Here is a 25,084-nt window from a genome sequence, read left to right on the forward strand (position 1 = left end):
TCTGCCTCCTTTCCCTTTCTTGGGATGTTCGTTTTCTATACTCATTTTTCTGCTTTGAAAAACTTTCTTATGTAAACTCAGGGCAGGAATGGACAATCGCAATATAGCAGCCAGTGTTTCCTAAACCTGGAGAACGACACTAAAAATCAGAACAAAAAAAAGCTGCACCGGATCCGGTACAGCTTTTTTAAGAAAGGAATATTACCTTTCTGCAAGGGCCGCATTCAAAAGCCCTTTTTTCATTGATTACTTCCAGCCACCACCTAAAGCTCTGTACAATTCAACAACAGCATTCAGCTGTGCTGTTTTGATAGTCGCTAAATCAAGTTCGCTTTGTAAAGCATTACTCTGTGCGTTGATTACTTCCAGGTAATTAGCCATACCGCTTTTAAACAGCATGTTTGCATTCTGCAAGCCACCCTGAACAGTTTTCACACGCTGATCGGCAATTGTATATTGTTGTTTCAGTTTTTCTATCTTCACCAATTCATCAGACACTTCGCCTACCGCAGTTAAAACAGAAGACCTGAATTCCAGCACAGTTCTTTCACGGTCAACTATTGCCACATCATATTGTGTCTTCAATTGTTTACGTTGAAAGATAGGCTGTGTCAACCCACCAGCTACCGTTCCAAATAAAGAGCCTGGAATATTAAACCAGTTACTTGCTTTAAATGAATTCAAACCACCGTTTGCAGTAATCACCAGCGAAGGATATAGGTTTGCTTTTGCAATTCCTACTTTAGCATTTGCCTTAACCAGTTCCAATTCAGCATTTTTCACATCAGGTCTCAGACTCAGCAGACTGGAAGGGATACCTGTCCCTACCTGGCTTTGAACATTCATCATATTCAGAGTTCCGATTCTTGCAATAGTTTTTGGGAAAGCTCCTGTAAGAATACTCAAAGCATTTTCTTCAAGACCGATATTCTGCTCCAGCTGCGGCACCAGTCCGGCAGCAACCAAACGCTGTGCTTCTGCCTGCTGAATAGCTAAAGAAGTTACCTGACCAGCATCAAACTGTAATCTGATAATCGTCAGCGTACTATCGTTCAATGCCAGATTTTTCTTGGCTATTTCTAACTGTGTATCCAGCATAATCAGACGATAGAAGCTCTGTGCTATATTCGAAACCAATCTGGTCTGAACAGCCTTTTTGACTTCAGCAGATTGCATAAAAGCTGCACCTGCCGCATTTCTCTGATTCGCAATTTTACGCCAGATATCTGCTTCCCAACTCAGACCTGCCGATACACTATAGTCCTCGATATGTTTTGACTGAGAAAACTGGCCAATTTGCAAACCATTCAAACTATTATCAGAAGGACGGCTTGTATTTCCGGTTACTGACAAATTTAATTGTGGCAGGTTACCCAGTTTTGATTGTTTGAATAACAGAGAAGCAGCTTCCATATTTTTCAATGCAATCTGCATATCATAATTATTCCTGATCGCGGTATCAATCAGATTCCGGATCGTCTCTTCCTTAAAGAATTCTTTATAAGGAAGAGCAGCAATATTCGCAGTGTCAGTTTCCTGGCTGCCTCTGAATTTTTCAGGGGCAGCTTTGGCTGGTAAAGGAATATCCTTAGAGACTTTACAGGCACCCAAAACGAGTACAAGTAAAAGAGCAGCATATATATTTTTAGACAGTTTCATATTCATTGATATTAATAGGTTCTTCGTGTTCTTGTAAAGCTGGTTCCTGAGGTTTTCCAGTCACTTTTTCCTGTAAAAACTGGAAGATGACGAATAACACAGGGATGATAAACAATCCCAGGATTACTCCGGTAATCATACCTCCGGCAGCGCCGATACTGATCGAGTGATTACCTAAAGCTGATGGACCACTGGCACGCATCATTGGAATCAATCCTACCACAAAGGCAAGTGAGGTCATAATAATCGGGCGCAGCCTTAACTTAGCAGCCTCTAAAGCAGAAGCCACCAATGTATTACCTGCTCTTCTTCGCTGAACCGCAAACTCTACAATCAGAATCGCGTTCTTGGCGAGCAATCCGATCAGCATGACCAGTGCCACCTGCACATAGATGTTATTCTCTATTCCGGTTAAACCGATTGCAACAAACACACCGAATACACCAGTTGGGATAGATAAAATAACAGCTAATGGCAGGATATAACTTTCATATTGTGCTGATAAAAGGAAATACACAAAGACCAGACACAAACCAAATATGATAACTGACTGACCACCTGAAGTAATCTCTTCTTTAGTCAAACCAGTAAATTCATAGGCAAAACCTGAAGGTAACTGCTTAGCGGCTACTTCTTCCACTGCTCTGATGGCATCACCCGAGCTATAGCCCGGTTTCGCCATTGCATTGATTCCGATTGAATTAAACAAGTTATAACGGGATACAGTCTCTGGTCCGTAAACTCTTTGTAATTTCACCAGGGTATTGATTGGTACATTTTCGCCGGATCTGTTTTTCACAAAAACATTATCCATTGATGAAGGGTCTGCACGGTCAGCAACATCTGCCTGAACCATTACCCTATAGTACTTTCCAAACCTGTTAAAATCTGAAGCTTGCGCACTACCAAAATAAGCTTGCATCGTTGTCAGGACATCTCTTACCGATACGCCCAGCTGTTCGGCTTTGGCCTCATCCAGCTGAAGTTCCAGCTGCGGATAATCTGCTCTGAAAGAAGTAAAAGCTACTGCAATTTCAGGACGTTTCATCAGCTCGCCGATAAAGTTATAGGCAACACCACTGAACTTATCAATTCTACCACCAGTTTTATCCTGAAGCACCATATCCAAACCGTCCACGTTACTAAAACCTGGAACTGTAGGGAAAGTAAAGACAAAGAAATTCGCTCCTTTAACTCCAGCCAGTTTGCCCCTGATGATGTTCATGATTGCATTGATATCCTTCACTTCTCCACGTTCCTGTGTTGGTTTTAATAAAACGAACATCGCACCCGCAGACGGACTGTTAGATTGTGTCAGCAGGTTAAAACCTGACAATACGTTAAACAGTTTAGTGAAAGCCAGTGGTCTTAATAAAACCTCTGTTTCTTTTAATACCGCAGTACTTCTTTCAAGTGATGCACCAGCTGGCAGTGACATTGAGATAGCGATGAAGCCCTGATCTTCTGAAGGAATAAATCCTGTAGGAGTTTTTTTCACCATCCAGACAGTAGCCAGAATAACGATTAATAAACCTGCAAGTCCTACCCATTTAGTACGGATAAGGAATTTCAGACTTCCGACATATCTGTTGGTTAACGAATCAAAACTTGTATTGAAGCCTTTAAAGAAACGTTGTTTGAAGTTAGTTGGTTTACTCGGATCGTGTGCCGCACTATGGTTTTCTTTCAAAAACAAAGCACATAAAGCAGGACTCAGTGTCAACGCATTAACAGCTGAAATTACAATCGCAATTGCCAGTGTAAAAGCAAACTGCCGGTAGAATACCCCTGTCGAACCTTCCATAAAACCAACCGGTAAGAACACCGCACTCATCACCAGTGTGATCGAAATAATCGCTCCGGTAATCTCATGCATCGCCGCAGTAGTAGCTGGTTTTGGGCCAAGATGTTTATGTTCCATCTTCGCATGGACCGCCTCGACGACCACAATCGCGTCATCCACTACAATCCCGATGGCCAGTACCAATGCAAATAAGGTTAACAAGTTAATTGAGAAGCCGAAAAGCTTCATGAAAAAGAATGTTCCCAGAATCGCTACCGGAACCGCAATCGCCGGAATTAACGTAGAACGGAAATCCTGTAAGAAGATAAATACAACAATAAATACCAGGATAAATGCTTCAATCAAAGTATGGATAACCTGATCAATAGACTGATCCAGTGAAGTTTTAGTACTGTATACCACATCATAAGCTACGCCTTTAGGAAATTCCTTCTCGGCTTTTTTCATGAATTTGGTAATCGCAATCTGAATCTCATTCGCGTTAGATCCGCTTAACTGCTGAATCGCGATGTTAAGACCTGGTTTACTGTCTACACGAGTTAAGTTAGAGTAAGTATAAGACCCCAATTCTACCCTGGCTACATCTTTAAGGCGTAAAAATGAACCATCAGGATTAGAACGGATAATGATGTTCTGATACTCCTCTGGTTTAGTTAATTTACCTTTATATTTCAGTACGTATTCAAAAGCATTCTTACTGCTCTCCCCGAATTTACCTGGGGCAGCTTCTAAGTTTTTATCTTTAATAACTGCCATCACTTCATTTGGCGTCAGGTTATAGGTTGCCATCTGTGCTGGATTTAACCATACACGCATCGAATAATCCCTGCTTCCACCAAAGATGTTTGCCTGTCCAACACCCTGGATCCTTTTTAATTCAGGAATCAGGTTGATCTGAGCATAATTGGCTAAAAAGGTCTGGTTATAGCTTTTCTCATTGTTGGTGTGTAAGTCCAATACCATGATTAAGCTGTTTTGTTGTTTTGCAGTAGTTACCCCAGCCTGGATAACCTCGGCAGGTAACTGACTGGTTGCCTGTGCTACACGGTTTTGCACGTTCACAGCAGCCTGATCAGGATCGGTTCCCAGTTTAAAATAAACTGAAATAACCAGTGATCCATCATTACTTGCTGTTGAGCTCATGTAACTCATGTTCTCTACCCCGTTGATTGATTCTTCGAGAGAAGGGGCTACAGAACGTAATACGGTTTCGGCATTCGCACCAGGATAAAGTGCTGTGACCTGAACAGCTGGAGGCGCAATATCCGGAAATTGCTGTAAAGGCAATTTAGTAAGTCCCAATACCCCCAATATCACCAATAGAATGGAAATAACAGTGGCTAAGACGGGTCGGTCTATAAATTTCTTAAACATAATCTATGTAAATTATCTTGATGCAGTTTTAATAGGTTCTTCTTTTAGTTTTTCGGGTTTGATCACTTCGCCTTCTTTCAGCTTGTCAATACCTTCAAAAACAATTTTGTCTCCTGATTTCAATCCGTCTTTAACCAGGTAATTAGTGCCTGTAGTACCCAGAATAGTAATTGGAGTTTTGCTCACTTTATTTCCGGCATCAACCGTGTAAACGAACATTTTGTCCTGAACCTCTATTGTAGAAGATTGTGGAACAAGCAGCGCATCAGGATGACTGATGCTCAGTCTTAATTTACCGGTATTACCCGATCTCAACAGACCTTGTGCATTAGGAAATGTAGCTCTCAGGGCAATGGAACCTGTTTGTTTATCAAACTGTCCATCTACCATATCGATTTTTCCTTCCTGAGCATAAACCGTATGATCTGCCAGAATTAAAGCTACACCAGGTAGTTTTTTAAGTCTTTCAGCTACTGTTTTACCAGGATATGTCGCGTTGAAATTAATAAAGTCATCCTCTCCTAAAGAGAAATAAACATGCACTTCATGTGCATCCGAAAGCTGAGTAAGCGCTATAGGATCGGCCGTACCTACTAAACTTCCTTGTTTTTTAGGTAATCTGCCTACATAACCCGTTACAGGCGCTTTGATTAAAGTATAACCCAGATTGATATTGGCTGTAGCTACTCCGGCTTTTGCCTGTTCTACACTGGCTTGTGCCGACTGAAGGGTAGCTTTTGCGCTTTTCAACTGGAAATCAGATACCACTTTATTTTTAACCAGCGGTGTCAGTTTGTCTACTTCGAGTTGTGCATTGGTTACAGCTGCCTGTGCTGCATGTAATAAGGCTTTAGCATTGTTAACTGCTTCCTTGAATGGAAGTTCATTGATTTTAAAAAGTGGCTGACCTTTCTGAACAAGGGCACCTTCGCTCACATAGATTTTATCCAGAGAGCCTGAAATCTGAGGGCGTATTTCCAAATCAACAGCTCCTTGTATAGAAGCCGGATATTCGGTAAAAGTAGTCTCAGAACTATTATGTAAAGAAATAACCGGAAGTGATTGTACCACAGGAGCGGCTACCTGGACTTTATCGCTGGAACAGCCGATAAATAAAACAGCAAGAAGTAAAATTGGTAGTTTCATAACGTTAATTGTTGTTTAACTGGTGATTGTTTGGGTAAGATGTATTGTTAATATTGGGGTAATGTCTCTTTAACGTAAATAGGTTATTTAACACTGTTAAGTTATGGGGTAAAAAAAACGAAATAGTGCGTACAGACTTCTTCCTTAGTGGCTGACTAATTACGTATAGATAATCTAACAGTGTTAAGTATTCCATAAAAAAATTTTTTAATCGTTTATTGTTCGGATAATTCCGTGAATAGCATCTCTCAGGATATGCTGATTCATTTCTTCGTTGGTGCCTTTATTGACCAGGTTAATAGAGATTAATCCGTGTATAATAGACCAGAAGGTATAGTACTTCCGGCAAACTCTATCCTGACAAATTGCCTTATCATCCATGATTTGTATAATCGTATCGCTGATCAGTTTACGTGCAGCTTCTGCTTCCGGTAAAGATTTCTTTTGTTCACAGCACATCATGTCTACCCCAAACATAACCTGATAAAGGTGGGTGTGTTCAAATGCAAAATCCCAATAGGCAATCCACATAGCCTCTAATTGTTTTTCGGGCGTATTGTGTTCAGCTTTGGCCGCTTTCAGTTCTATCAGTAAAAGACCGTTTCCCTTTCGCGTTAATTCCAGTAAAATACCTTCCTTATTGGCGAAATACTCATAAATAATTGGCGCAGTGTATTCAATTTTATCAGCAATTTTACGCATGCTTAAGGCTTGCCAACCGTCTTCTTTGACAATATCCAAGGCAGCATCAAGAATATTAGCTCTTGTTTCTTCCTTAATCCTTTGAATTCTTTCCTTACTACCCATGATAATTATTTGTACTGTGTAAATAATCTAACAGTGTTAGACAAATGTATAACTAGTTTTAAAAATCTATATCAAAGTATTGTCACAACTGTGAAAAGTGCCGAAATAAGCTTTTAAATGCAGTTTATTTTAGATAATGTTTATCCGTTTTTGAGATTGCAGAAATGTAAACCTTATTTTTTACGTTAACGACTTAACAAAATCTTAGGCTAATGTCATGAGTGTATTCTTGTCTTTACCAGTTTTGTTTTATCTATTCTCTGTCCCTTTGTTAAAGATTGAGAAATGATGTGAGTTACTGCAGCGGCACGTTCTTTTACTGGTCTGCTCAACCAATATTCAAAATCATGCTGTTCATCATTGGCATCTTTCATCATCACCCTTTTGAGTACTGGTGCTATTTTTCTAATCATAAATAGATAAAATTGTTCCCTGGTATAGTAAATTCCCTCCTAACACTGAGATCAGCTTACAAAGTAGCTACCGATTTTTTATCCGGGTAAGTGAGCTTAAAACTTTTCCTGTTTCCTTTCGAGGTAAGATGAAAAATATTGGTCTGATCGTCAAAAAGATCATACAAAATGGTACTGCTGGTCTCCAGTTTAACGATACTTTTAACTTTCGACGATTCCAGGTAAACCACAATGGCTTCATTGTCGTTCTCAAAACCAAGATAGTTTAAAGAGAGTGGTTTTCCGTCAGCAGCAAACTGCAGATGGGCTGCGATATATTTGCTGATCAGCTGATCCATTTCCTTATGTTTCGCTGCTGAAGAAAGATCAGCTTTAACTTTATATTTCTTGCTTAGGATATCTTCAAAATCATCGGTAAAAATCCGGCAGCTCACCTCCAGGGTTCCCTCCTTGAGATTATAGTTTAATTCAGTTGAACTCAGATGTAAAGGGTGTTTGCCCCTGCTTCCGGCTGCTTCTGGTTTAAGCGTACCAAACACAACGTAACAAATTAATAGAGATTGATGTAAGAAAGACAACATAACACGGATATGATTTTTGCTTTACAAAAAAACGGTTTAAATTTAGAGTCTGCTTATTATTTATCAAATAAATCCTAAACAGCCCCTCAAATTCAACATACAAACCAAATGAATAAAACTTTTACCGCCATGCTCCTGCTCTGCTGCTCTTCAGTGCAGGTTTCTCTGGCCCAGAACATTCAAAACAATCCGGGCAGTAACCACGGAAATAAATTTGAACAGTTAGGGACCATTATCCCGACACCTAACGAGCAAAGGACAGCAAGTGGTGCACCAGGAGTAAAATACTGGCAGCAGCGCGCGGATTATGACATCAAATGCAGCCTCGATGAAAAGCAGCTTGAGCTTACAGGCGCAGAGAAGATAACTTACTTCAATAATTCGCCTGATGTGTTAACCTATATCTGGTTACAGCTCGATGAAAATGAGCATAACAACCTGCGCAATGCGAATTATCAAAACAGTACAAAAATTCCTGAATTCACTACTACCAGAGCACTGGATCAAATGGCATTTGATCAGCCTGATAACGGTAAAGGGGTTTCTGTCCTGAAGATTACGGATGCATTGGGTAAAGAATTAAAATATACGATCAACAAAACGATGATGCGTGTAGAAATACCTGCACCATTAAAATCAGGTCAGCAGTTTGTATTTAATGTAACCTGGAAATATAAAATTACCGACAGAATAGCTGGTGGCGGACGTGGTGGATATGAATTCTTCCCTGAAGATGGAAATTACCTGTTTACCATGACACAATGGTACCCGAGATTATGTGTTTACAGTGATTTCCAGGGCTGGCAGAACCACCAGTTTACCGGAAGAGGTGAATTTGCACTGACTTTTGGAAATTTCAAAGTACAGATGACTGTTCCTGCAGATCATACGGTGGGTGGAACCGGTGAGTGTATTAATTACAGCGCCGTACTATCCCCTGCTGCCCTGGCCAGATATAATAAGGCAAAGACTGCCACAGAGCCTGTTGAAATTGTAACTTTAGACGAAGCTAAAAAAGCAGAGACCACTAAAAGTACTGCAACCAAAACCTGGGTGTTCAAAGCCGATAATGTCCGTGATTTTGCCTGGACTTCATCCAGAAAATTTGTCTGGGATGCAATGGCCCAGAAAGTAGAAGATAAATCGGTAATGTGTATGAGTTTCTATGGTAAGGAAGCCTATAATTTATACAGACCTTATTCTACCAAAGCGGTAGCCCATACAGTTAAAACCTATTCACATTTCACTTTCCCTTATCCATACCCTGTCGCACAAAGCGTTGAGGCAGCTAATGGGATGGAATACCCGATGATCTGTTTTAACTACGGCAGGACAGAAAAAGATGGCACCTATAGTGAAAGTGCTAAAAATGGTATGCTGGGTGTAATTATCCATGAGGTAGGACATAACTTCTTCCCTATGATTGTCAATAGTGACGAACGTCAGTGGACCTGGATGGACGAAGGTTTGAACTCATTTCTGGAATACCTGACTGAAGAGCTTTGGGATAATAAATTCCCTGTTAAAAAAGGGCCAGCCTATACGATCGTTGATTACATGAAATTACCTAAAGATCAGCTGGAACCAATTATGACCAACTCAGAAAATATTGAACGTTTTGGTCCTAATGCCTATTCCAAACCGTCTACAGCATTAAATATTCTGAGAGAGACTATCATGGGCAGAGAGCTTTTTGATTACGCGTTTAAAGAATATGCTAAAAGATGGGCTTTTAAGCATCCTACGCCTGCTGATTTATTCAGAACGATGGAAGATGCCAGCGGAGAAGATCTGGACTGGTTCTGGAGAGGCTGGTTTTACAGTACCGATCCATGTGATATTGCTCTTGACGGGGTTAAATTTGCTAAAGCAGATGTAAACTCCAAAGTCCCTATTTCCAAAGTAAAAATGGTGAAACTGGAAGCTCCGCAGGTCAACGCTTTTGATGACATTTCTAAGGTCAGAAACAGAGAAGACAAAAACATTAAATTTTATACTGATCAGGATAAATCAACACAGGATTTTTACTGGAGATATGACCGTGGAATAGAGAAGTATAATGAAAAAGAGCAAAAACAGGAACTTCCTGTATTGTTTGAAGCATTATCCTCTGATGATCAGGCCAAATATGCTGGTAAATTCTTTTATGAATTGTCCTTCAGTAACAAAGGTGGATTGATTATGCCGATCATCGTCGAATTCACTTACGCTGATGGTACAAAAAAAATCGACAGGATACCTGCCCAGATCTGGAGACACAATGAACAGCAGGTTTCTAAGTTCTATGTTCAGGATAAAGAAGTGACAGCCATCAGACTTGATCCTATGCGCGAAACAGCTGATATTGACGAAAGCAATAACACCTGGGGTGGCAAAGCTGAAGTTTCCAAATTCCAGTTGTTTAAACAAAAATCTACTGCTGCACGTGGCCAGTCAATGGGTGTTAATCCGATGCAAAGCGCAAAAGGCATTCAGTAAATTATAAATTATGACATGAACCTGCCCGAATGTTTATCATTCAGGCAGGTTTTTTTGTAATTTTACAGTCTATCATGCGTAAACTACTGATCTGTATATGTACTGCTGTCCTGTTTTCAGTAAACACCCGGGCACAGGAAAACATCAAATTAAAAGCCGGGGATCTCATTTTTCAGAATCTCGATTGCGGTCCGCTCTGCGACGCTATCAATGCCGTTACACAGGGCTATCAGGGTAATAAATTTAGTCATATGGGAATGGTCCTGCTTAGAAATGATAGTACACTAGTCATTGAAGCATCGGGCAAAAATGTTCACCTGACCCCTCTCAAAGTATTTTTAGCCAAGTCCAGCCATCCGCATTACCTGGGAAGACTGAAACCAGCTTATCAAAAACTGATTCCTTCGGCCTTATCATTTGCGATGCAGCAGATGGGTGTTCCCTATGACGATGAGTACTTATATAATAATGGAAAATATTACTGTTCCGAGTTAATTTACGATGCTTTTAAAGCTGCTAATCATGATCAGCCGTTCTTTCAGTTATTTCCGATGACTTATAAGGAACCAGGTTCAGGAGCCTTTTTCCCGGTATGGAAAGCCTATTTTGATAACTTAAAAATGGACGTTCCTGAAGGCAAACCAGGTTGTAATCCCGGAGGCATATCTTTATCTGATAAAATTGATATTCTGGGGCAATATAAGTAAAGTCAATTGCTCCCAGAAAGTCATATAGATATCAAATTAACCTCTAATTTCATCTTTAAAGTACATTTATTGGTTTTTTCATCAATTATGCCCGATAATTAGACATTCTTGTGCTGTTTCTGGTTTTATGTGGCTGGAAATTTGTTAATTTGAATCATCAAATATTGGTTTAAAGCTTAAAAAGCAATATTCATAAAAAAAGGATTATGGCCGACAAAGAAAAAGAAAAAGAAAGTACCCATATCTTATCAATTGATATAGGTGGTACTGGTATCAAAGCATGCATCTTAACTGAAGATGGTGAATTATTTTCTGAGTACACTAAACTTCCAACACCAAAGAACTCTACTCCCGAAGCCGTTATTAACGTTATTCATGAATTAGTTGCTCCACTGGCGCCTTATGGTAAAATCGCAATGGGTTTTCCGGGGTATGTCAAATGTGGCGTTGTAGAAACAGCTCCTAATTTAGCAAAGAATAAATGGGCGGGCTATCCTCTTGCACAGCACATCAGTGATGTTTTAGGAAAACCTGTCAGGTTAATTAATGATGCCGATCAGCAGGCACTTGGTATTATATCAGGCAAAGGCTTTGAGATCGTTCTTACTTTAGGTACTGGTTTCGGCACTTCACTTACTTTTGATGGAGAACTACTTCCCCATCTTGAACTGGCCCATCTTCCTATCACCAAAAACAAAGATTACGACGATTACATTGGGGAGAAAGCCTTTCAGAAAGAAGGTGAAAAGAAATGGAATGAAAGATTAAAACGTATTATAGAAATTTATAAGACCGTTTTTAACTATGACCAGCTCTATCTTGGTGGTGGTAATGCCAAATATATTACTATCGATTTAGATCATAATATCCATCTTGTTTCCAACAGAGATGGTATCAAAGGTGGCGCCAAATTATGGGCTGCTGAAGAAAAATATCACGTTTTCACTACGTATCCAAAATCAAATACATCAAATGGAAAGTAAATTCACATTAGGAATGATCGGCCTTGGTACAATGGGCCGCAATTTATTGTTGAACATGGCCGATAAAGGCTTTGCAGTTACAGGTTACGACAAGGATCCTAAGATGATCCAGAAACTTAAAGAAGATGGCGTAAAACACAACCTGACTGCTTACAGCTCATTAGAAGATTTTATTGGAAGCCTGGAATTGCCAAGAAGGATTATGCTTTTGGTTCCTGCAGGACCAATCGTTGACAGTGTAATCCAGGAATTAGTTCCTTTACTGGATAAAGGAGATATTATTATTGACAGCGGTAACTCACACTTTACAGATACTACTAAAAGAGCAGAAGACTTAGCTGCACAGGGAATCCATTTCTTCGGAATGGGAATTTCAGGTGGAGAAGAAGGTGCCCGTTTCGGTCCTAGTATTATGCCTGGTGGTGATAAAACTGCTTATGGCGATATGAAAGAGATCCTGGAAGCAGTTTCTGCAAAAGTAAAAGGTGATCCTTGTGTAGCTTATATCGGTCCGGGAGCTTCAGGACACTTTGTTAAAATGGTACATAACGGGATAGAGTATGCCATGATGCAGTTGCTTGCAGAAGCATATGACATTATGAAAAATGCCCTGGAATATTCAAATGAAGAAATTCACGATGTATTTGAAAAATGGAACAATGGCCGTCTGCAGTCTTTCCTGTTAGAAGTAACCAAAGATATATTCGCCTTTAAAGATGAGAAAACAGGTGGTTACCTGGTAGATTACATTAAAGATGAAGCCAAATCCAAAGGTACAGGTAAATGGACATCTCAGGTCTCTATGGACTTACAGTTACCAATTCCTACGATTAACGAAGCAGTAAGTACCAGAGATTTATCTAAATTCAAAAGTTTACGTGTTGCTTTATCAAAAACCTATGCACAGGGAAAACCAACTGTAGGAGATAAAGACAAATTTATTGTAGAGCTGGAACAAGCTTTATATTTTGCAGTGATCACTTCTTATGCACAGGGCCTTCATTTATTATGGCAAGCCTCTATTACTTATGAATATAACCTGAACTTACATGAAATCGCGCAAATCTGGCGTGGTGGATGTATTATCAGAGCTGCATTCCTGGAAGATATCTACCAGGCTTACAAAAAACAACCAGATCTGGAACATCTTTATGCTGATGCTGGTGTAGCTAAAAAACTAGAAGAAATTCTTCCTGGTATGAGATCAGTAGTTAGCCATGCGGTATCAACCGGACTGGCTGTTCCTGCATTTGCTTCTGCCCTGACCTATTTTGATTCGTTAAGAACAGAAAGAATGCCTTCTAACTTAATCCAGGCACAAAGAGACTTTTTTGGTGCACACTTATTTGAACGTACAGATGCAGAAGGAACATTTCATGCAATCTGGAATCCAGTAAAATCATAATATAAGAGATATAAACAGATGAAAACAAGTCAATGTCTTAACCCAACCGTTTTTGTCATTTTTGGTGGCACAGGGGATTTAAATATGCGCAAACTTGCGCCAGCGATCTATAATCTGTATTCGGACGGCTTTATGCCTAAGGATTATGCAATCATCGGCACTGCAAGAAGTAAACTTACTGATCAGCAGTTCCGGGATACCATTATGGAAGGGGTCAATTCATTCTCCCGTGCCGGAAAGGTAAAAAAAGATAAATGGGCCAGCTTTGCTGAGAACGTTTATTATAATCCTGTTGATGTATCTGCACCAGAAACCTTTCAGGACCTGAAAAACAGCATTGAAAAGCTTAAAGAAAAGTTTGGCCCTAAAACACAGGTAATTTATTATCTGGCTGTAGCGCCCAACCTGTTCCCGCTGATTGCAGAATGTATTGCTAAATATGATCTTGCTGGAAATGAAGACAATTGCCGTATCGTAATTGAGAAACCATTTGGCCGCGATTTAGAAACTGCCAGAGCATTAAACAAACTGTTAACAGGTATCTTCACCGAGAAACAGATTTACAGAATAGACCATTACCTGGGCAAAGAAACCGTTCAGAACATCATGGCCTTCCGTTTTGCCAATTCTTTCCTGGAGCCGCTATGGAACCGTACTTATATTGATCATGTGCAGATCTCTGTAACTGAGCAATTGGGTGTCGGAGACCGCGGAGGTTACTATGATGGTGCAGGTGCTTTAAGAGATATGATACAAAACCATATTCTCCAGTTGCTTTGCTTAATCGGAATGGAAACGCCAATTAATTTTGATGCTGATGAAATCAGAAACAAAAAGGTTGATGTACTGAAAGCAATGCGTCCTTTTGGACCTGATGATATCAGGTTGAGTACTGTCCGCGGACAATATTCCAAAGGATGGGTTGAAGGTAAAGAAGTTCCGGGATACAGATCTGAAAAAGATGTGGATGCACATTCCAATACTGAAACTTTTGCCGCTGCCAAATTCTTTGTAGATAACTGGCGCTGGCAGGGAATTCCATTTTATGTACGTACAGGAAAACGTTTATTCCAAACCTCTTCCCTGATTACAATACAGTTTAAGGATGTGCCTCACCAGGTTTTCCCAGCAGGGGTAACCGAACACTGGCAGCAAAACAGACTGATCATCAGCATACAACCCGAAATGAGTATTCGTTTACAGGTTCAGGCTAAAAGACCAGGACTGGATATGGTCTTAAATCCTGTAGATATGGTTTTCGATTATAAAGGAACTTACAGTTCAGAAGCTCCTGAAGCTTATGAAACCTTGTTACTGGATGTAATGATTGCTGATCAGACACAATTTATGCGTGCAGATCAGGTAGAAAGTGCCTGGGAATTATTAATGCCTGTAATCAATGCCTGGGAGAGTAAAACTTCCCTGAGTTTCCCTAACTACCCTGCAGATTCGTGGGGACCGGAAGATGCTGAGGCACTGATTGCCAGAGATGGTTTCCACTGGTTTACTTTACCATTAAAAAATAAGGATTAGTATGAACTTACTCATTTATAAAACAAAAAGTGAACTGCTGAATGACATGGCAGATTACATCATTGCAATCGCCGAAAAAGCTATTGCTGAAAGAGATTGTTTTAATTTTGTACTGACGGGAGGTAATTCTCCAAAAGAACTATACCAGATCCTGTCTACAACATACCGCGAGAAATTAGACTGGTCAAAAGTATATTTCTTTATTGGCGATGAGCGTAATGTACCTCCGGGACATGAAAGTTATAATGGTCTGATGGCCAAGAAATCTATTCTGGATCCTTTAAACATTGTTGCTGACCATATCTTTTTTGTGGATACAACCCTGGCTCCTGAAAAAGCTGCCATTGAATATGCAAAAGCAATCTCAGCTCATTTTGATGGTGCTGACCTGGCTTTCGATCTTATTTTATTAGGCATGGGCGATGATGGTCATACTGCTTCACTGTTCCCTGGTACTACAATTTTAGGTTCCAATGAAGTAGGTGTTGAGAGTGTTTATGTAGATAAATTGTCTACTTACAGAATCAGTTTCACAGCTCCCTTGATTAATAAGGCAAAAAACATTGCTTTCCTTGTCTTTGGTGAAGCTAAAGCTGATGCGCTTAAACATGTTATCGAAGGTGATCCTAAAACTCCTGAAGTATATCCTTCACAGTTGATTGATCCGATTGATGGCAGCCTGACCTGGTTCCTGGACAGTGATGCTGCACAATTACTGGACAACTAGTTTTTAAAACAGCTAATGGCCCTGTTTCGTCAATCCGGAACAGGGCTTTTTTTTGCCCTTCAGCGAAGGTTAGATCCAAATGAACAATTCGCCTGTTAGTTTTGTTGTATAGTTAAATTCAGCTATGCCATTTCAAACAGATATTCTTATTATTGGTGGCGGACTTGCTGGCTTAACTGCTGCGCTACATCTTCAACGGGCAGGACTACAGGTAACTGTGATCGAGAAAGAGACCTATCCCCATCATAAAGTCTGTGGCGAATATGTTTCGAATGAGGTTATGCCTTACCTGCAATGGCTAGGCGTTAATCCAAAGGAGCTGAACCCCACAACCATCTCCAGGTTTCAGTTTACTACCCTTTCGGAAAAAAGCATTTTCACTCCTCTTCCTCTTGGCGGTTTTGGCATCAGCAGGTTTAAGCTTGATCATTTTCTTTACGAAAGGTTCGTCACCCGGGGGGGGCTGGTAGTCCATGACAGTATTGACCAGATTAGTTTCGAAAATGATTCTTTTACACTGTTCACCCTCCAGGGTTCACAGATTCGGGCCAGGTATGTTATCGGTGCTTATGGTAAAAGATCTTCCATTGATCATAAATTAAAAAGACCTTTTGTTCAGAAAAAATCACCATTTCTCGCTGTTAAGGCTCATTATAAAGGAGAGTTTGCCAATGACCTGGTGGCATTACATAATTTTAGTGGCGGCTATTGCGGGGTATCCAAAGTAGAAGATGATAAAATAAACATCTGTTATCTCACCGATTACAATAATTTTAAAACATACAAAAACATCTCCACTTTCCAGGAGAAAGTGCTCTATCAGAACAAACACTTAAAGGATATTTTTGAAAACAGTCAACCCTTGTTTGAAGCACCTTTAACGATCAGTCAGTTAGCATTCGGTGCAAAAGAAGTAGTCAAGGACCATATTCTGATGATCGGCGACACTGCCGGTCTGATTCATCCCCTTTGCGGAAATGGTATGGCTATGGCTATTCATAGTGCACAGATTTGTGCAGAATTATTAATTGATGTTTTCCGCGGTGTTATTCAGAGTAGGGCCATACTGGAAAAACGCTATTTGATATCATGGGACTACCACTTTCAACAGAGACTATGGATGGGTAGTAATTTATCAGCCATTTTAAATAAAAAATACCTGGCCGATCTTTTAATTACCGGAATGAGCCGTATACCTTTTATTTTCCCTATGCTGATCAGAAAAACGCACGGTCACATTATAACGGTTAAATAATCATGTTTGTAGATACCAGATACAGAAGCACTGAGCCGGAAATCATGGATGACTTCAAGCTGGAAGGAGAAATATTGAGAGATGCACTGGATAAAATTGCCAGCATCAACCGTCTGTTGGGTGGAAACAAAGTTACCCTGGAAGGAATTAAATATCTGCTTAGTGCACAACCAAAATCAGCCGTTATACGTATTACAGATATAGGATGTGGCAACGGAGATATGCTGAGAACACTGGCTGATTACGCAAAGAAAGAAAGCTTAAATTTTATACTTACTGGTATTGATGCCAATAATTTCACCATCGAACACGCCCGTAGTTTGTCTGCCGGATATACGGATATCAGTTATCAATGTGCAGATATACTGAAAGAACCGGATGCTATCGAACAGACGGACATTCTGCTTTGCACGCTAACTTTACACCACTTTAATAACCTTGAAATCATCTCCCTGCTCCAAAGTTTTAAGCTGAAAGCAAGACTAGGTTTTGTAATCAACGATTTACAGCGCAGCGCAATTGCTTATTACCTGTTTCTGGCCTTATGTTTTGTGTTCGGCCTTAATGAGATGTCGCGTAAAGATGGACTGATCTCCATACTTCGCGGATTTAAAAGAGCTGATTTAATATCATATTCAGAGCAATCAGCACTTAAACTTTACTATATTAAATGGAAATGGGCGTTCCGCTACCAATGGATCTTAAAACAACATGAGCGTAAAAATTAAAAGTGTCAGCAAAGCCTTACCTGAATATTCAAGAGAGACGGCAGAAATCCTTCCTTTTCTGGAAACCTGGTTGCAGGGACAGGATGAAAGGTTTATCCGTAAGGTCAAAAAGATATTTGAAAATGCTGCAGTAGACAAGCGCTATTCATTTATGTCTCCCGAGGAAGTTTTTGGTGAGCTCAGTCTCGAAGAACGGAATAATATTTATATCCGGGAAGGGATTAAACTGGGCGAAAAATGCTTGCGTACAGCCATTGACCAATCAGGCTGGAAAAGTGCAGACCTTGATTTTATCATTACGGTCAGCTGTACCGGAATTATGATCCCCTCACTCGATGCTTACCTGATCAACAGCTTGAATTTAAGACAGGATATTGTCCGCCTCCCTGTCACAGAGATGGGTTGTGCCGCTGGCGTATCAGGAATAATTTATGCCAAGAACTTTCTGAAAGCCAACCCTGGTAAAAGAGCCGCTGTTGTGGCTGTAGAATCCCCTACTGCGACTTTTCAACGTCACGATTTCTCTATGGCCAACATAGTCAGTGCCGCTATTTTTGGCGATGGGGCAGCTTGTGTCCTGTTATCTTCGCATCCTGATGATGAAGGCCCGGAAGTATTGGGTGAGTCTATGTACCATTTTTACGATGCCGAAGATATGATGGGGTTTAAACTCTGTAATACAGGATTACAGATGGTACTGGATGTTGCCGTTCCCGATACCATTGCAGCACATTTTCCCGATATCATCCATCCTTTTCTGGCCGGACATGGTTTAGAAATTGCAGCTATCGATCATCTGATCTTTCACCCCGGTGGGAAAAAGATCATAGAGATTGTCGAGAATTTATTTGGTGCATTAGGCAAAAACATTAATGATACAAAAGAAGTATTAAGATTATACGGAAACATGTCAAGCGCCACGGTACTGTATGTCCTTGAGCGGATTATGGAGCAAAAACCTGCATCCGGTGAAAAGGGCCTGATGCTGAGTTTCGGCCCCGGATTTACTGCACAGCGAATTTTATTGCAATGGTAAACGATTTTTGTATTTACTTTACACCTTAAAACTGATCAATTAATATAAACAGATGAACCCACAGGAAATATTAGCGAAACTACCTTACAGCAAACCCTTTTTATTTGTAGATGAACTCTTACAGATAGATGAGAACGGGTCAACAGGCACTTATACCTTTGATAAAGATCTTGATTTTTACAAAGGACATTTCAAAGATGCTCCGGTTACGCCAGGCGTTATTTTAACAGAAACCATGGCACAGATCGGACTGGTTTGTCTGGGTATCTATCTTTCTGAAAGCGCAAATACAGAGATGAAAGCACATGTCATGCTGACCTCTACGGCAATGGATTTTATGAAACCAGTATTCCCGGGTGAAAAAGTAACGGTAACTGCCGAAAAAGTGTATTTCAGATTTAAAAAATTAAACTGTAATGTCGTGATGAAAAATGAAGCTGGAGAAACCGTTTGTAAAGGAAACATTTCAGGAATGGTAACTGCAAAAATGCATGACTAATCGTGTAGTCATCACCGGTTTAGGAGTTGTTTCACCAAATGGTGCGGATCTCGGACAATTCAGACATGCCCTGAAAAACGGCTTGTCTGGCATCCGCCATGATCCGCAACTGGAACAGCTTCTTTTCTCTTGTCAGATAGCAGGGAAACCTGTGATAGATGAAGCCAGGCTGAGCCAGTATTTTACAGAACTTGAAATCAGAAACCTGGATAGTACAGGTATCGTTTATGGTGTGATTGCCGGTATGGATGCCTGGAAAGATGCAGGACTTGAAATAGCAGACTCCGAAGTACCAGACTGGGAAAGTGGTACTGTATTTGGCACAGGCACTTCTGGTATCGATAAATTCAGAAGTGCTATTTATAAACTGGACAATCTTGAAATCCGAAAACTCGGGAGTACCGTTGTCGCACAAACCATGGCCAGCGGGGTAAGCGCACTCCTGGCCGGAAAAATCGGACTGGGTAACCAGGTAACGACCAACTCCTCTGCCTGTGCAACAGGAACAGAGAGCGTTTTAATGGCTTATGAGCGCATCAAAAACGGGCAGGCAACAATTATGCTCGCCGGCAGCACTAGTGACAGTGGGCCTTATATCTGGGGTGGTTTTGATGCTATGAAAGTATGTACCTATAAACATAATGGCAACCCTGAAAAAGGAAGCCGTCCGATGAGTGAAACTGCCAGTGGTTTTGTTCCAGGAAGCGGCGCAGGTGCCCTGGTTTTAGAAAGCCTGGAACATGCGCTGTCCAGAGGAGCCAAAATTTACGCTGAAATACTCGGAGGAAATGTCAATGCAGGCGGACAGCGCGGCACCGGAACAATGACCGCGCCTAATGCCCAGGCGGTACAACGTTGTATAGTTTCAGCTTTAGCAGCATCAGGAGTAAACCCCACCGAAATAGAGGTGATTAACGGTCATTTAACAGCCACTTCAAAAGACACACTCGAAATAGAAAACTGGGTTAAGGCTCTCGGACGTTCAGGAAAGGACTTCCCCTATATCAATTCAGTCAAAGGAATGACTGGTCATTGCATCAGTGCTTCGGGTAGTATTGAATGTGTAGCTTCAGTTCTACAAATTAGTGAAGGGTTTATTTTTCCAAATATCAATTGTGAAGACCTTCATCCTGAAATTGAGAAACTCGTAGACCCGCTGCAGATTCCCCGTGTTTGTCTTGAAAGAGAATTCGATATCCTGATTAAAGCCAGTTTTGGTTTCGGTGATGTAAATGCCTGTTTACTATTAAAAAGATACCACCATGGAGAAAGAAGCATTAATTAGCGCCATTAAGGAAATTGTAAGTCCGTATACTGAGGACAAAACTACCCTGGAAAATATCAGTGAAGAGACAGATTTCATTACAGATCTGAAGGTCAACTCTGCAAACCTGGTAGATATCGTCCTTGATATTGAAGAAAAATTCGGGATTGAAATTGATAATGATTCAATGGCAAAAATGTTAAATGTAAAAGCTGCCATGGAGATTATTGAAGCTAAACTCGCAGAAAATGATCGGAAATGATATTGTAGACCTGAAGAAAGCGGGACTCGACAGTAACTGGAAACGAAAAGGATACCTGGATAAAATCTGTACATCAGATGAGCAGCAACTGATTTTACAAGCCAGTGAACCTGCTGTGATGTTATGGCTGATCTGGAGCATGAAAGAAGCAGCCTATAAAATCATTCACCGGAAAACCGGGATCCGACTTTATGAACCACTGAAATATATTTGTGATGATCTGTTAACGGATGGGATAAAGGCATCAGGAAAGATCAGCTATCTTGAAAAAAAACTCTATAGCCAAAGTGAGATCAAAGGCCCCCTACTCCATTCTTCTGTAGTTTCTGCCTTGCCCGATTTTGAAAACCTTCATTTACAATACCTCCGGCCTGTACCAGATTACAATGAAGTATTTAACCGTTTATCGGCATTTTATCAGCTGACCAGAAACAGGTCCGGACTTCCGGAGATGGTCCATACTATTACTGGTCAGAAGCATGCAGTTTCGGTTAGCCACCACGGCAGCTACCTCGCTGTTATTTATTCAGATTCTCTTCTATTAGCAGATTAATAATCCCATCTGCCATACCTACTCTTGGTACATGGATCTGTTTGATGCCCGTCCATTTCATCAGCGTAATAAAAATCTCACTGGCAGGAATAATAACGTCCGCACGATCAGGATTTAAATTAAAAATCTGAATTCTCTCTTTCAGGGAGTGACTGTTCAACTGATTGTAAAGTGCTTTCAGCTTTAAGAAGGTTAAAGGCATTCCCTCCTTCTCGTTAGCCATCTTATATAACTTATTGATGTTTCCACCAGTACCTATTCCCGCAAGGTTTTTATGATATTTGGTTTGTTCCTTTACCCAGAGTTTCATTTCTTCCCAGGTCTCTTCCTTATCCTGGTTATCAAGGATACGGATAGTACCGATATCAAATGATTTCGAAGCTACGGGAACTTTGTTGACAAAAACAGATAACTCTGTACTACCACCACCAACATCTATATAAAGATAGTTCTTCTTAATATCCAGGTCATCTTCTATATGGTTGGCGTAAATAATATTGGCTTCACGCTGTCCCTCTATAATTTCAAGATCTACATTCGCCTGCTCCTGGATAGTTTTAATGATCTCACGTCCATTCTGTGCTTCTCTCATAGACGATGTAGCACAAGCCAGATATTTAGTCACCTGATATACATCCATCAGGTTTTTGAAAGCCTGCATGGTTTTAACCAGGTCTTCGATTTTGCGGGCCGAGATTTTATGATCCAGGAATGCATCATCCCCTAATCTCAGCGGTACCCTGACCAGGGTATTCTTCTTAAAACCAAACCCGTTTTCATTGTAAGTTATATCTGCAATAAGCAGTCTAACGGCATTAGAGCCAACGTCAATTGCTGCATATCTGAGCATATTCTCTACTGGTGTTTGTTTTTTAAGTAATTATAAGTTTGAACCTGTGCCCTCACTTTCGTGCTGATACGGTTTTTGTGATATTTATTGTTATTTAACCTGGTGATATCCCTCGCCTTTACGTTATCCTGTAACTGGAAGTCAATAATATCTCTGATCTCCTGTTTGACATCTTCATCCAGAACCGGAAAACCTACTTCGACACGGTGTTCAAAATTCCTGCTCATCAGATCTGCCGAAGACAGGTACATTTCATCTTTACCATGATTTCCAAAGATGAAAACACGTGCATGTTCCAGGAATTTATCAATGATACTGATTACGGTAATGTTTTCACTGAAATCTTTTACCCCTGGTACCAGACAGCAGATCCCCCTCACGATTAGTTTAACCTTCACGCCTGCATTACTGGCTTCATATAGTTTTTCTACGATACCCTCGTCGGCAAGACTGTTGACCTTGAAAATCAGATAAGCCGGTTTTCCCGACCTCGCGATCCGGATCTCACGGTCTATCAAAGTATAAAACTTCGTCCTGGATTCCAGTGGCGAAACAATCAGGTATTTGAATCCCGTCGCTACTGTACGTTTGTTCAGGGCAGCAAAAAGTTTGATCAGATCATGTGTAATCTCCTTTTTAGAAGTGAAGATGCTATGATCACAATAGAGTTTAGCCGTTTTTTCATTAAAATTCCCTGTAGCCAGATTAGCATAATATACCGGACGGCCTTTTTCTATCCGGGTAACCAGGCAGATTTTGGAATGGACTTTATAATCCGTTAATCCATAATTTACATGTACCCCTTCTTCTTCCAGCCTGTTCGTCCAGAAGATATTTGCCCGTTCATCAAAGCGTGCTTTTAGTTCTACCAGACAGTTGACTTTTTTGCCATTTTTTGCCGCATTGATTAGCGCATTAATTACCCTTGAATTTTCTGCAAGGCGATAAAGCGTAATGTTAATAGCTGTTACTTTAGGGTCAATAGCAGCTTCACGGAGAAATAAAATGATATAATCATAAGACTGATAAGGCAGGTTCACCAGATAATCCCTTTCCCCGAGTTTATTAAAGATACTTTGTGTCCTGTGTAAGCCAAAAACCTTTAAGGGAACATTGACCGGATATTCCAGGCTTTTATCTCCGACATTTGGAAAACGGATAAAGTCTCCAAATTTATGATACCTGTTTCCCGGAATAAGGCTTTCTGCCTCAATTTTCATTTTGGCTACCAGAACACCCAGCATATCAAAGGGCATTTCCGTATCGTAAAGTAAACGCATAGGTTTACCCTTTTTCCGTTTATCGAGACTGGTTTTGAGTTCATCGATAAACTTATCACTTACATTTTTATCAATATCCAGCTCTGCATCCCGGGTCAGCTGTATAGAGTATGCATCGACTTCATCATACTTAAATACATAAAATATATCATCCAGACAGTATTTGATAATATCTTCAGCCAGGATAATAAATTTCAACCCGTTCGTTTCCGGAAGCACCAAAAACCTCGGTAAATCCGGAGGTAATTCAATCAGTGCGTACTTTTCATCTTTTTTGCCTGCCTTCTTTTTCAGTCTTACAAAAAAGTATAGGTACCGGTCCTTAAGTTCTGGGAAGGGTTTATCCAGATCGATCATAATCGGGACCAGATTAGACAATATTTTATCACGGAAATGTTCTTTCACAAACTCTCCGCGCGCTACATTGAGTTGTGTATCGTTCAGAATGAAAATCCTGTTCTGAGCCAACTCATTAATCAACGTAGCCTGAAAAAGCTGTTCAAATTTACGTTCCTGTTTAACGACAATATTTTTAATCTCGTTCAGTACTTTTTTGGGATTAAACCCAAGCAATTCTTTAGCCTTGTCGTTTAAATTGGACAGCCTCGTCATTGTAGCGACACGTACCCGGTAAAATTCTTCGAGGTTAGAAGAAAAAATAGATAAAAACTTTATTCTTTCAATCAGCGGCACACTTTCATCTGCCGCCTCTTGTAAAACCCGTTCATTGAAATATAACCAGCTGAGTTCTCTATTTAAAAATGGTACCTTCTTCTTAGTCATGGGTTAATATCAAAAAAAATCCCTTATGGGAACGGATGCTCAAAACTGCAAATTCTATTGTTAAGTCAGTGTTAATTATTCGAGCATTAATCTAGGTGAAAATATTTTTAAATTAACTTTCCTCCGTTGTTTTTTCAGTCACGACCTCTGCGGTTACGACCGGTTTAACAACAGGTTTGGCAGCAGGCTTAGTAGTAGCTTTGACAGCTGGTTTAGCTACAGTTTTGGCTGCCGGAGCTGCTTTAACAACTTTGCTTACTGGCGCTTTTACTACCTTTTTAGCTGCACCAGCTACAACTGTACCTGTTTTACTTACTGGCTTTGCTCTTTGTACCTGGGCAGCAGTACTTAATTTAGGTTTTAACCCGGCTGCTGCTTCATTTTTTGGAGTTCCCACTACTTTTTTCACTGTAGAAACAGGCTTCTTAGCTACTTCAGTAGTCTTTTTCACTGGTTTAGCAATCAGTACAGCTGCCTTTTCTTCACTTCCAATAGCCGGTACCTTGATACTGCTTACTGATGGCTTAACACTCGCTACAGCTTTCTGAACTTCTTTTTTAGCCTTTTTAGCTTCTTTGATAGTTGCCTTTTTAGCCTGTTCAACTTTTTTAGCTAACTCTTTTTTGGTAGGTTTGACTTGCTTAGCGGTTTCTGCTTTTGCAGCTTTAAATTTTTTGGCCAGTTTACTGGCAACACCTTTAGCTGCCTTGGCTAATTCTTCTCCAATTTTTTCAGCATCATGTCCTAAATGGGAGACTGCTTCAAAGAACTTTTGCGTAAGGCTCTGCTCTAATTCTTTTTTAACTGCTTTTTTAGCATTATTTTTTTGCACTTTTGATTTGTTAGTTTTCATCGGTTTAATTTATTTTTAAAAAAGGTGATGAAGCTATCATGTGCTACCTGGTTCTATTAATTTTGGCTGGCCGATTGCTGCACATAATTGCTTAAAATATAATT

The 25,084-nt window shown here is 40.3% G+C and carries 22 protein-coding genes; 13 read left to right on the forward strand and 9 right to left on the reverse strand.

The annotated features are described in order from the left end of the window. Positions 1-246: 246 nt before the first annotated feature. The 6 genes from HDF25_RS19485 to HDF25_RS19510 form a co-directional block, all read right to left on the reverse strand. Positions 247-1,659 carry a TolC family protein gene (locus HDF25_RS19485; RefSeq protein WP_221450967.1) on the reverse strand — a complete coding sequence of 471 codons (1,413 nt, stop codon included), beginning with the start codon at positions 1,657-1,659 and terminating at the stop codon, positions 247-249. Beyond that, positions 1,646-4,837, reverse strand: a complete 3,192-nt coding sequence (locus HDF25_RS19490) for an efflux RND transporter permease subunit (protein WP_184627897.1) — start codon at positions 4,835-4,837, stop codon at positions 1,646-1,648. The genes HDF25_RS19485 and HDF25_RS19490 overlap by 14 nt, the downstream gene beginning before the upstream one ends. A 12-nt stretch (positions 4,838-4,849) precedes the next feature. Continuing rightward, the gene (locus tag HDF25_RS19495; protein WP_184627899.1) at positions 4,850-5,983 is read right to left on the reverse strand and encodes an efflux RND transporter periplasmic adaptor subunit; all 1,134 of its coding nucleotides are present in this window, start codon (positions 5,981-5,983) and stop codon (positions 4,850-4,852) included. 207 nt (positions 5,984-6,190) lie between these two features. Continuing rightward, on the reverse strand, positions 6,191-6,790 hold the full coding sequence (locus HDF25_RS19500; RefSeq protein ID WP_184627901.1) for a TetR/AcrR family transcriptional regulator: 600 nt from the start codon (positions 6,788-6,790) through the stop codon (positions 6,191-6,193). Positions 6,791-7,005: 215 nt separating this feature from the next. Next, positions 7,006-7,203 carry a hypothetical protein gene (locus HDF25_RS19505; RefSeq protein WP_184627903.1) on the reverse strand — a complete coding sequence of 66 codons (198 nt, stop codon included), beginning with the start codon at positions 7,201-7,203 and terminating at the stop codon, positions 7,006-7,008. Positions 7,204-7,259: 56 nt separating this feature from the next. Then, positions 7,260-7,742 carry a DUF6702 family protein gene (locus HDF25_RS19510; protein WP_221450968.1) on the reverse strand — a complete coding sequence of 161 codons (483 nt, stop codon included), beginning with the start codon at positions 7,740-7,742 and terminating at the stop codon, positions 7,260-7,262. Positions 7,743-7,892: 150 nt separating this feature from the next. On the opposite strand from HDF25_RS19510, the gene HDF25_RS19515 reads away from it, so the two are divergent. The 13 genes from HDF25_RS19515 (at position 7,893) to HDF25_RS19575 (ending at position 21,214) form a co-directional block, all read left to right on the forward strand. Next, positions 7,893-10,262, forward strand: a complete 2,370-nt coding sequence (locus tag HDF25_RS19515; RefSeq protein WP_221450969.1) for a M1 family metallopeptidase — start codon at positions 7,893-7,895, stop codon at positions 10,260-10,262. Between the two features lie 29 nt (positions 10,263-10,291). Continuing rightward, on the forward strand, positions 10,292-10,969 hold the full coding sequence (locus HDF25_RS19520; RefSeq protein WP_221450970.1) for a YiiX/YebB-like N1pC/P60 family cysteine hydrolase: 678 nt from the start codon (positions 10,292-10,294) through the stop codon (positions 10,967-10,969). A 206-nt stretch (positions 10,970-11,175) separates the two neighbouring features. Continuing rightward, a complete protein-coding gene (locus tag HDF25_RS19525) occupies positions 11,176-11,952 on the forward strand; it encodes an ROK family protein (RefSeq protein WP_184627907.1) in 777 nt (258 codons plus the stop codon). Beyond that, a complete protein-coding gene (gndA, locus tag HDF25_RS19530; protein WP_184627909.1) occupies positions 11,942-13,357 on the forward strand; it encodes an NADP-dependent phosphogluconate dehydrogenase in 1,416 nt (471 codons plus the stop codon). Before HDF25_RS19525 ends, gndA begins: the two co-directional genes overlap by 11 nt. A gap of 18 nt (positions 13,358-13,375) precedes the next feature. After that, positions 13,376-14,890 carry a glucose-6-phosphate dehydrogenase gene (gene zwf / locus HDF25_RS19535; protein WP_184627911.1) on the forward strand — a complete coding sequence of 505 codons (1,515 nt, stop codon included), beginning with the start codon at positions 13,376-13,378 and terminating at the stop codon, positions 14,888-14,890. Position 14,891: 1 nt separating this feature from the next. Next, on the forward strand, positions 14,892-15,617 hold the full coding sequence (gene pgl, locus HDF25_RS19540) for a 6-phosphogluconolactonase (RefSeq protein WP_184627913.1): 726 nt from the start codon (positions 14,892-14,894) through the stop codon (positions 15,615-15,617). A 124-nt stretch (positions 15,618-15,741) separates the two neighbouring features. After that, positions 15,742-16,872, forward strand: coding sequence for an NAD(P)/FAD-dependent oxidoreductase (locus HDF25_RS19545; protein WP_184627914.1), 1,131 nt, complete (start codon positions 15,742-15,744; stop codon positions 16,870-16,872). A gap of 2 nt (positions 16,873-16,874) precedes the next feature. Continuing rightward, a complete protein-coding gene (locus HDF25_RS19550) occupies positions 16,875-17,600 on the forward strand; it encodes a methyltransferase domain-containing protein (protein WP_184627916.1) in 726 nt (241 codons plus the stop codon). Continuing rightward, positions 17,584-18,636: a type III polyketide synthase gene (locus HDF25_RS19555; RefSeq protein WP_184627919.1), complete on the forward strand. Its 1,053-nt coding sequence runs from the start codon at positions 17,584-17,586 to the stop codon at positions 18,634-18,636. The genes HDF25_RS19550 and HDF25_RS19555 overlap by 17 nt, the downstream gene beginning before the upstream one ends. A gap of 52 nt (positions 18,637-18,688) precedes the next feature. Next, positions 18,689-19,135 (forward strand): 3-hydroxyacyl-ACP dehydratase FabZ family protein, encoded by a 447-nt coding sequence (locus HDF25_RS19560; protein ID WP_184627921.1) that lies wholly within the window; start codon positions 18,689-18,691, stop codon positions 19,133-19,135. Next, positions 19,128-20,420: a beta-ketoacyl-[acyl-carrier-protein] synthase family protein gene (locus tag HDF25_RS19565; RefSeq protein WP_184627923.1), complete on the forward strand. Its 1,293-nt coding sequence runs from the start codon at positions 19,128-19,130 to the stop codon at positions 20,418-20,420. The genes HDF25_RS19560 and HDF25_RS19565 overlap by 8 nt, the downstream gene beginning before the upstream one ends. Then, positions 20,398-20,661 (forward strand): acyl carrier protein, encoded by a 264-nt coding sequence (locus tag HDF25_RS19570; protein ID WP_184627925.1) that lies wholly within the window; start codon positions 20,398-20,400, stop codon positions 20,659-20,661. The genes HDF25_RS19565 and HDF25_RS19570 overlap by 23 nt, the downstream gene beginning before the upstream one ends. Beyond that, positions 20,648-21,214: a 4'-phosphopantetheinyl transferase superfamily protein gene (locus HDF25_RS19575; protein ID WP_184627928.1), complete on the forward strand. Its 567-nt coding sequence runs from the start codon at positions 20,648-20,650 to the stop codon at positions 21,212-21,214. The genes HDF25_RS19570 and HDF25_RS19575 overlap by 14 nt, the downstream gene beginning before the upstream one ends. On the opposite strand, the gene HDF25_RS19580 is transcribed toward HDF25_RS19575, so the two are convergent. The 3 genes from HDF25_RS19580 to HDF25_RS19590 form a co-directional block, all read right to left on the reverse strand. After that, positions 21,180-22,064, reverse strand: a complete 885-nt coding sequence (locus HDF25_RS19580) for an exopolyphosphatase (protein ID WP_184627930.1) — start codon at positions 22,062-22,064, stop codon at positions 21,180-21,182. The genes HDF25_RS19575 and HDF25_RS19580 overlap by 35 nt on opposite strands. A 5-nt stretch (positions 22,065-22,069) precedes the next feature. Further along, a complete protein-coding gene (ppk1, locus tag HDF25_RS19585) occupies positions 22,070-24,127 on the reverse strand; it encodes a polyphosphate kinase 1 (protein ID WP_184627932.1) in 2,058 nt (685 codons plus the stop codon). A gap of 112 nt (positions 24,128-24,239) precedes the next feature. Beyond that, positions 24,240-24,980: a hypothetical protein gene (locus HDF25_RS19590; protein ID WP_184627934.1), complete on the reverse strand. Its 741-nt coding sequence runs from the start codon at positions 24,978-24,980 to the stop codon at positions 24,240-24,242. Between the last annotated feature and the right edge of the window lie 104 nt (positions 24,981-25,084).

It is taken from the genome of Pedobacter cryoconitis, assembly GCF_014207135.1.
GTDB classification, from domain to species: domain Bacteria; phylum Bacteroidota; class Bacteroidia; order Sphingobacteriales; family Sphingobacteriaceae; genus Pedobacter; species Pedobacter cryoconitis_D.

Bases quoted from the DNA above. Each gene is read 5' to 3' on its own strand.
- HDF25_RS19485 (WP_221450967.1), bottom strand. From the start codon at position 1,659: ATGAAACTGTCTAAAAATATATATGCTGCTCTTTTACTTGTACTCGTT.
- HDF25_RS19490 (WP_184627897.1), bottom strand. From the start codon at position 4,837: ATGTTTAAGAAATTTATAGACCGACCCGTCTTAGCCACTGTTATTTCC.
- HDF25_RS19495 (WP_184627899.1), bottom strand. From the start codon at position 5,983: ATGAAACTACCAATTTTACTTCTTGCTGTTTTATTTATCGGCTGTTCC.
- HDF25_RS19500 (WP_184627901.1), bottom strand. From the start codon at position 6,790: ATGGGTAGTAAGGAAAGAATTCAAAGGATTAAGGAAGAAACAAGAGCT.
- HDF25_RS19505 (WP_184627903.1), bottom strand. From the start codon at position 7,203: ATGATTAGAAAAATAGCACCAGTACTCAAAAGGGTGATGATGAAAGAT.
- HDF25_RS19515 (WP_221450969.1), top strand. From the start codon at position 7,893: ATGAATAAAACTTTTACCGCCATGCTCCTGCTCTGCTGCTCTTCAGTG.
- HDF25_RS19520 (WP_221450970.1), top strand. From the start codon at position 10,292: ATGTTTATCATTCAGGCAGGTTTTTTTGTAATTTTACAGTCTATCATG.
- HDF25_RS19525 (WP_184627907.1), top strand. From the start codon at position 11,176: ATGGCCGACAAAGAAAAAGAAAAAGAAAGTACCCATATCTTATCAATT.
- gndA (WP_184627909.1), top strand. From the start codon at position 11,942: ATGGAAAGTAAATTCACATTAGGAATGATCGGCCTTGGTACAATGGGC.
- zwf (WP_184627911.1), top strand. From the start codon at position 13,376: ATGAAAACAAGTCAATGTCTTAACCCAACCGTTTTTGTCATTTTTGGT.
- pgl (WP_184627913.1), top strand. From the start codon at position 14,892: ATGAACTTACTCATTTATAAAACAAAAAGTGAACTGCTGAATGACATG.
- HDF25_RS19545 (WP_184627914.1), top strand. From the start codon at position 15,742: ATGCCATTTCAAACAGATATTCTTATTATTGGTGGCGGACTTGCTGGC.
- HDF25_RS19550 (WP_184627916.1), top strand. From the start codon at position 16,875: ATGTTTGTAGATACCAGATACAGAAGCACTGAGCCGGAAATCATGGAT.
- HDF25_RS19555 (WP_184627919.1), top strand. From the start codon at position 17,584: ATGAGCGTAAAAATTAAAAGTGTCAGCAAAGCCTTACCTGAATATTCA.
- HDF25_RS19560 (WP_184627921.1), top strand. From the start codon at position 18,689: ATGAACCCACAGGAAATATTAGCGAAACTACCTTACAGCAAACCCTTT.
- HDF25_RS19565 (WP_184627923.1), top strand. From the start codon at position 19,128: ATGACTAATCGTGTAGTCATCACCGGTTTAGGAGTTGTTTCACCAAAT.
- HDF25_RS19570 (WP_184627925.1), top strand. From the start codon at position 20,398: ATGGAGAAAGAAGCATTAATTAGCGCCATTAAGGAAATTGTAAGTCCG.
- HDF25_RS19575 (WP_184627928.1), top strand. From the start codon at position 20,648: ATGATCGGAAATGATATTGTAGACCTGAAGAAAGCGGGACTCGACAGT.
- HDF25_RS19580 (WP_184627930.1), bottom strand. From the start codon at position 22,064: ATGCTCAGATATGCAGCAATTGACGTTGGCTCTAATGCCGTTAGACTG.
- ppk1 (WP_184627932.1), bottom strand. From the start codon at position 24,127: ATGACTAAGAAGAAGGTACCATTTTTAAATAGAGAACTCAGCTGGTTA.
- HDF25_RS19590 (WP_184627934.1), bottom strand. From the start codon at position 24,980: ATGAAAACTAACAAATCAAAAGTGCAAAAAAATAATGCTAAAAAAGCA.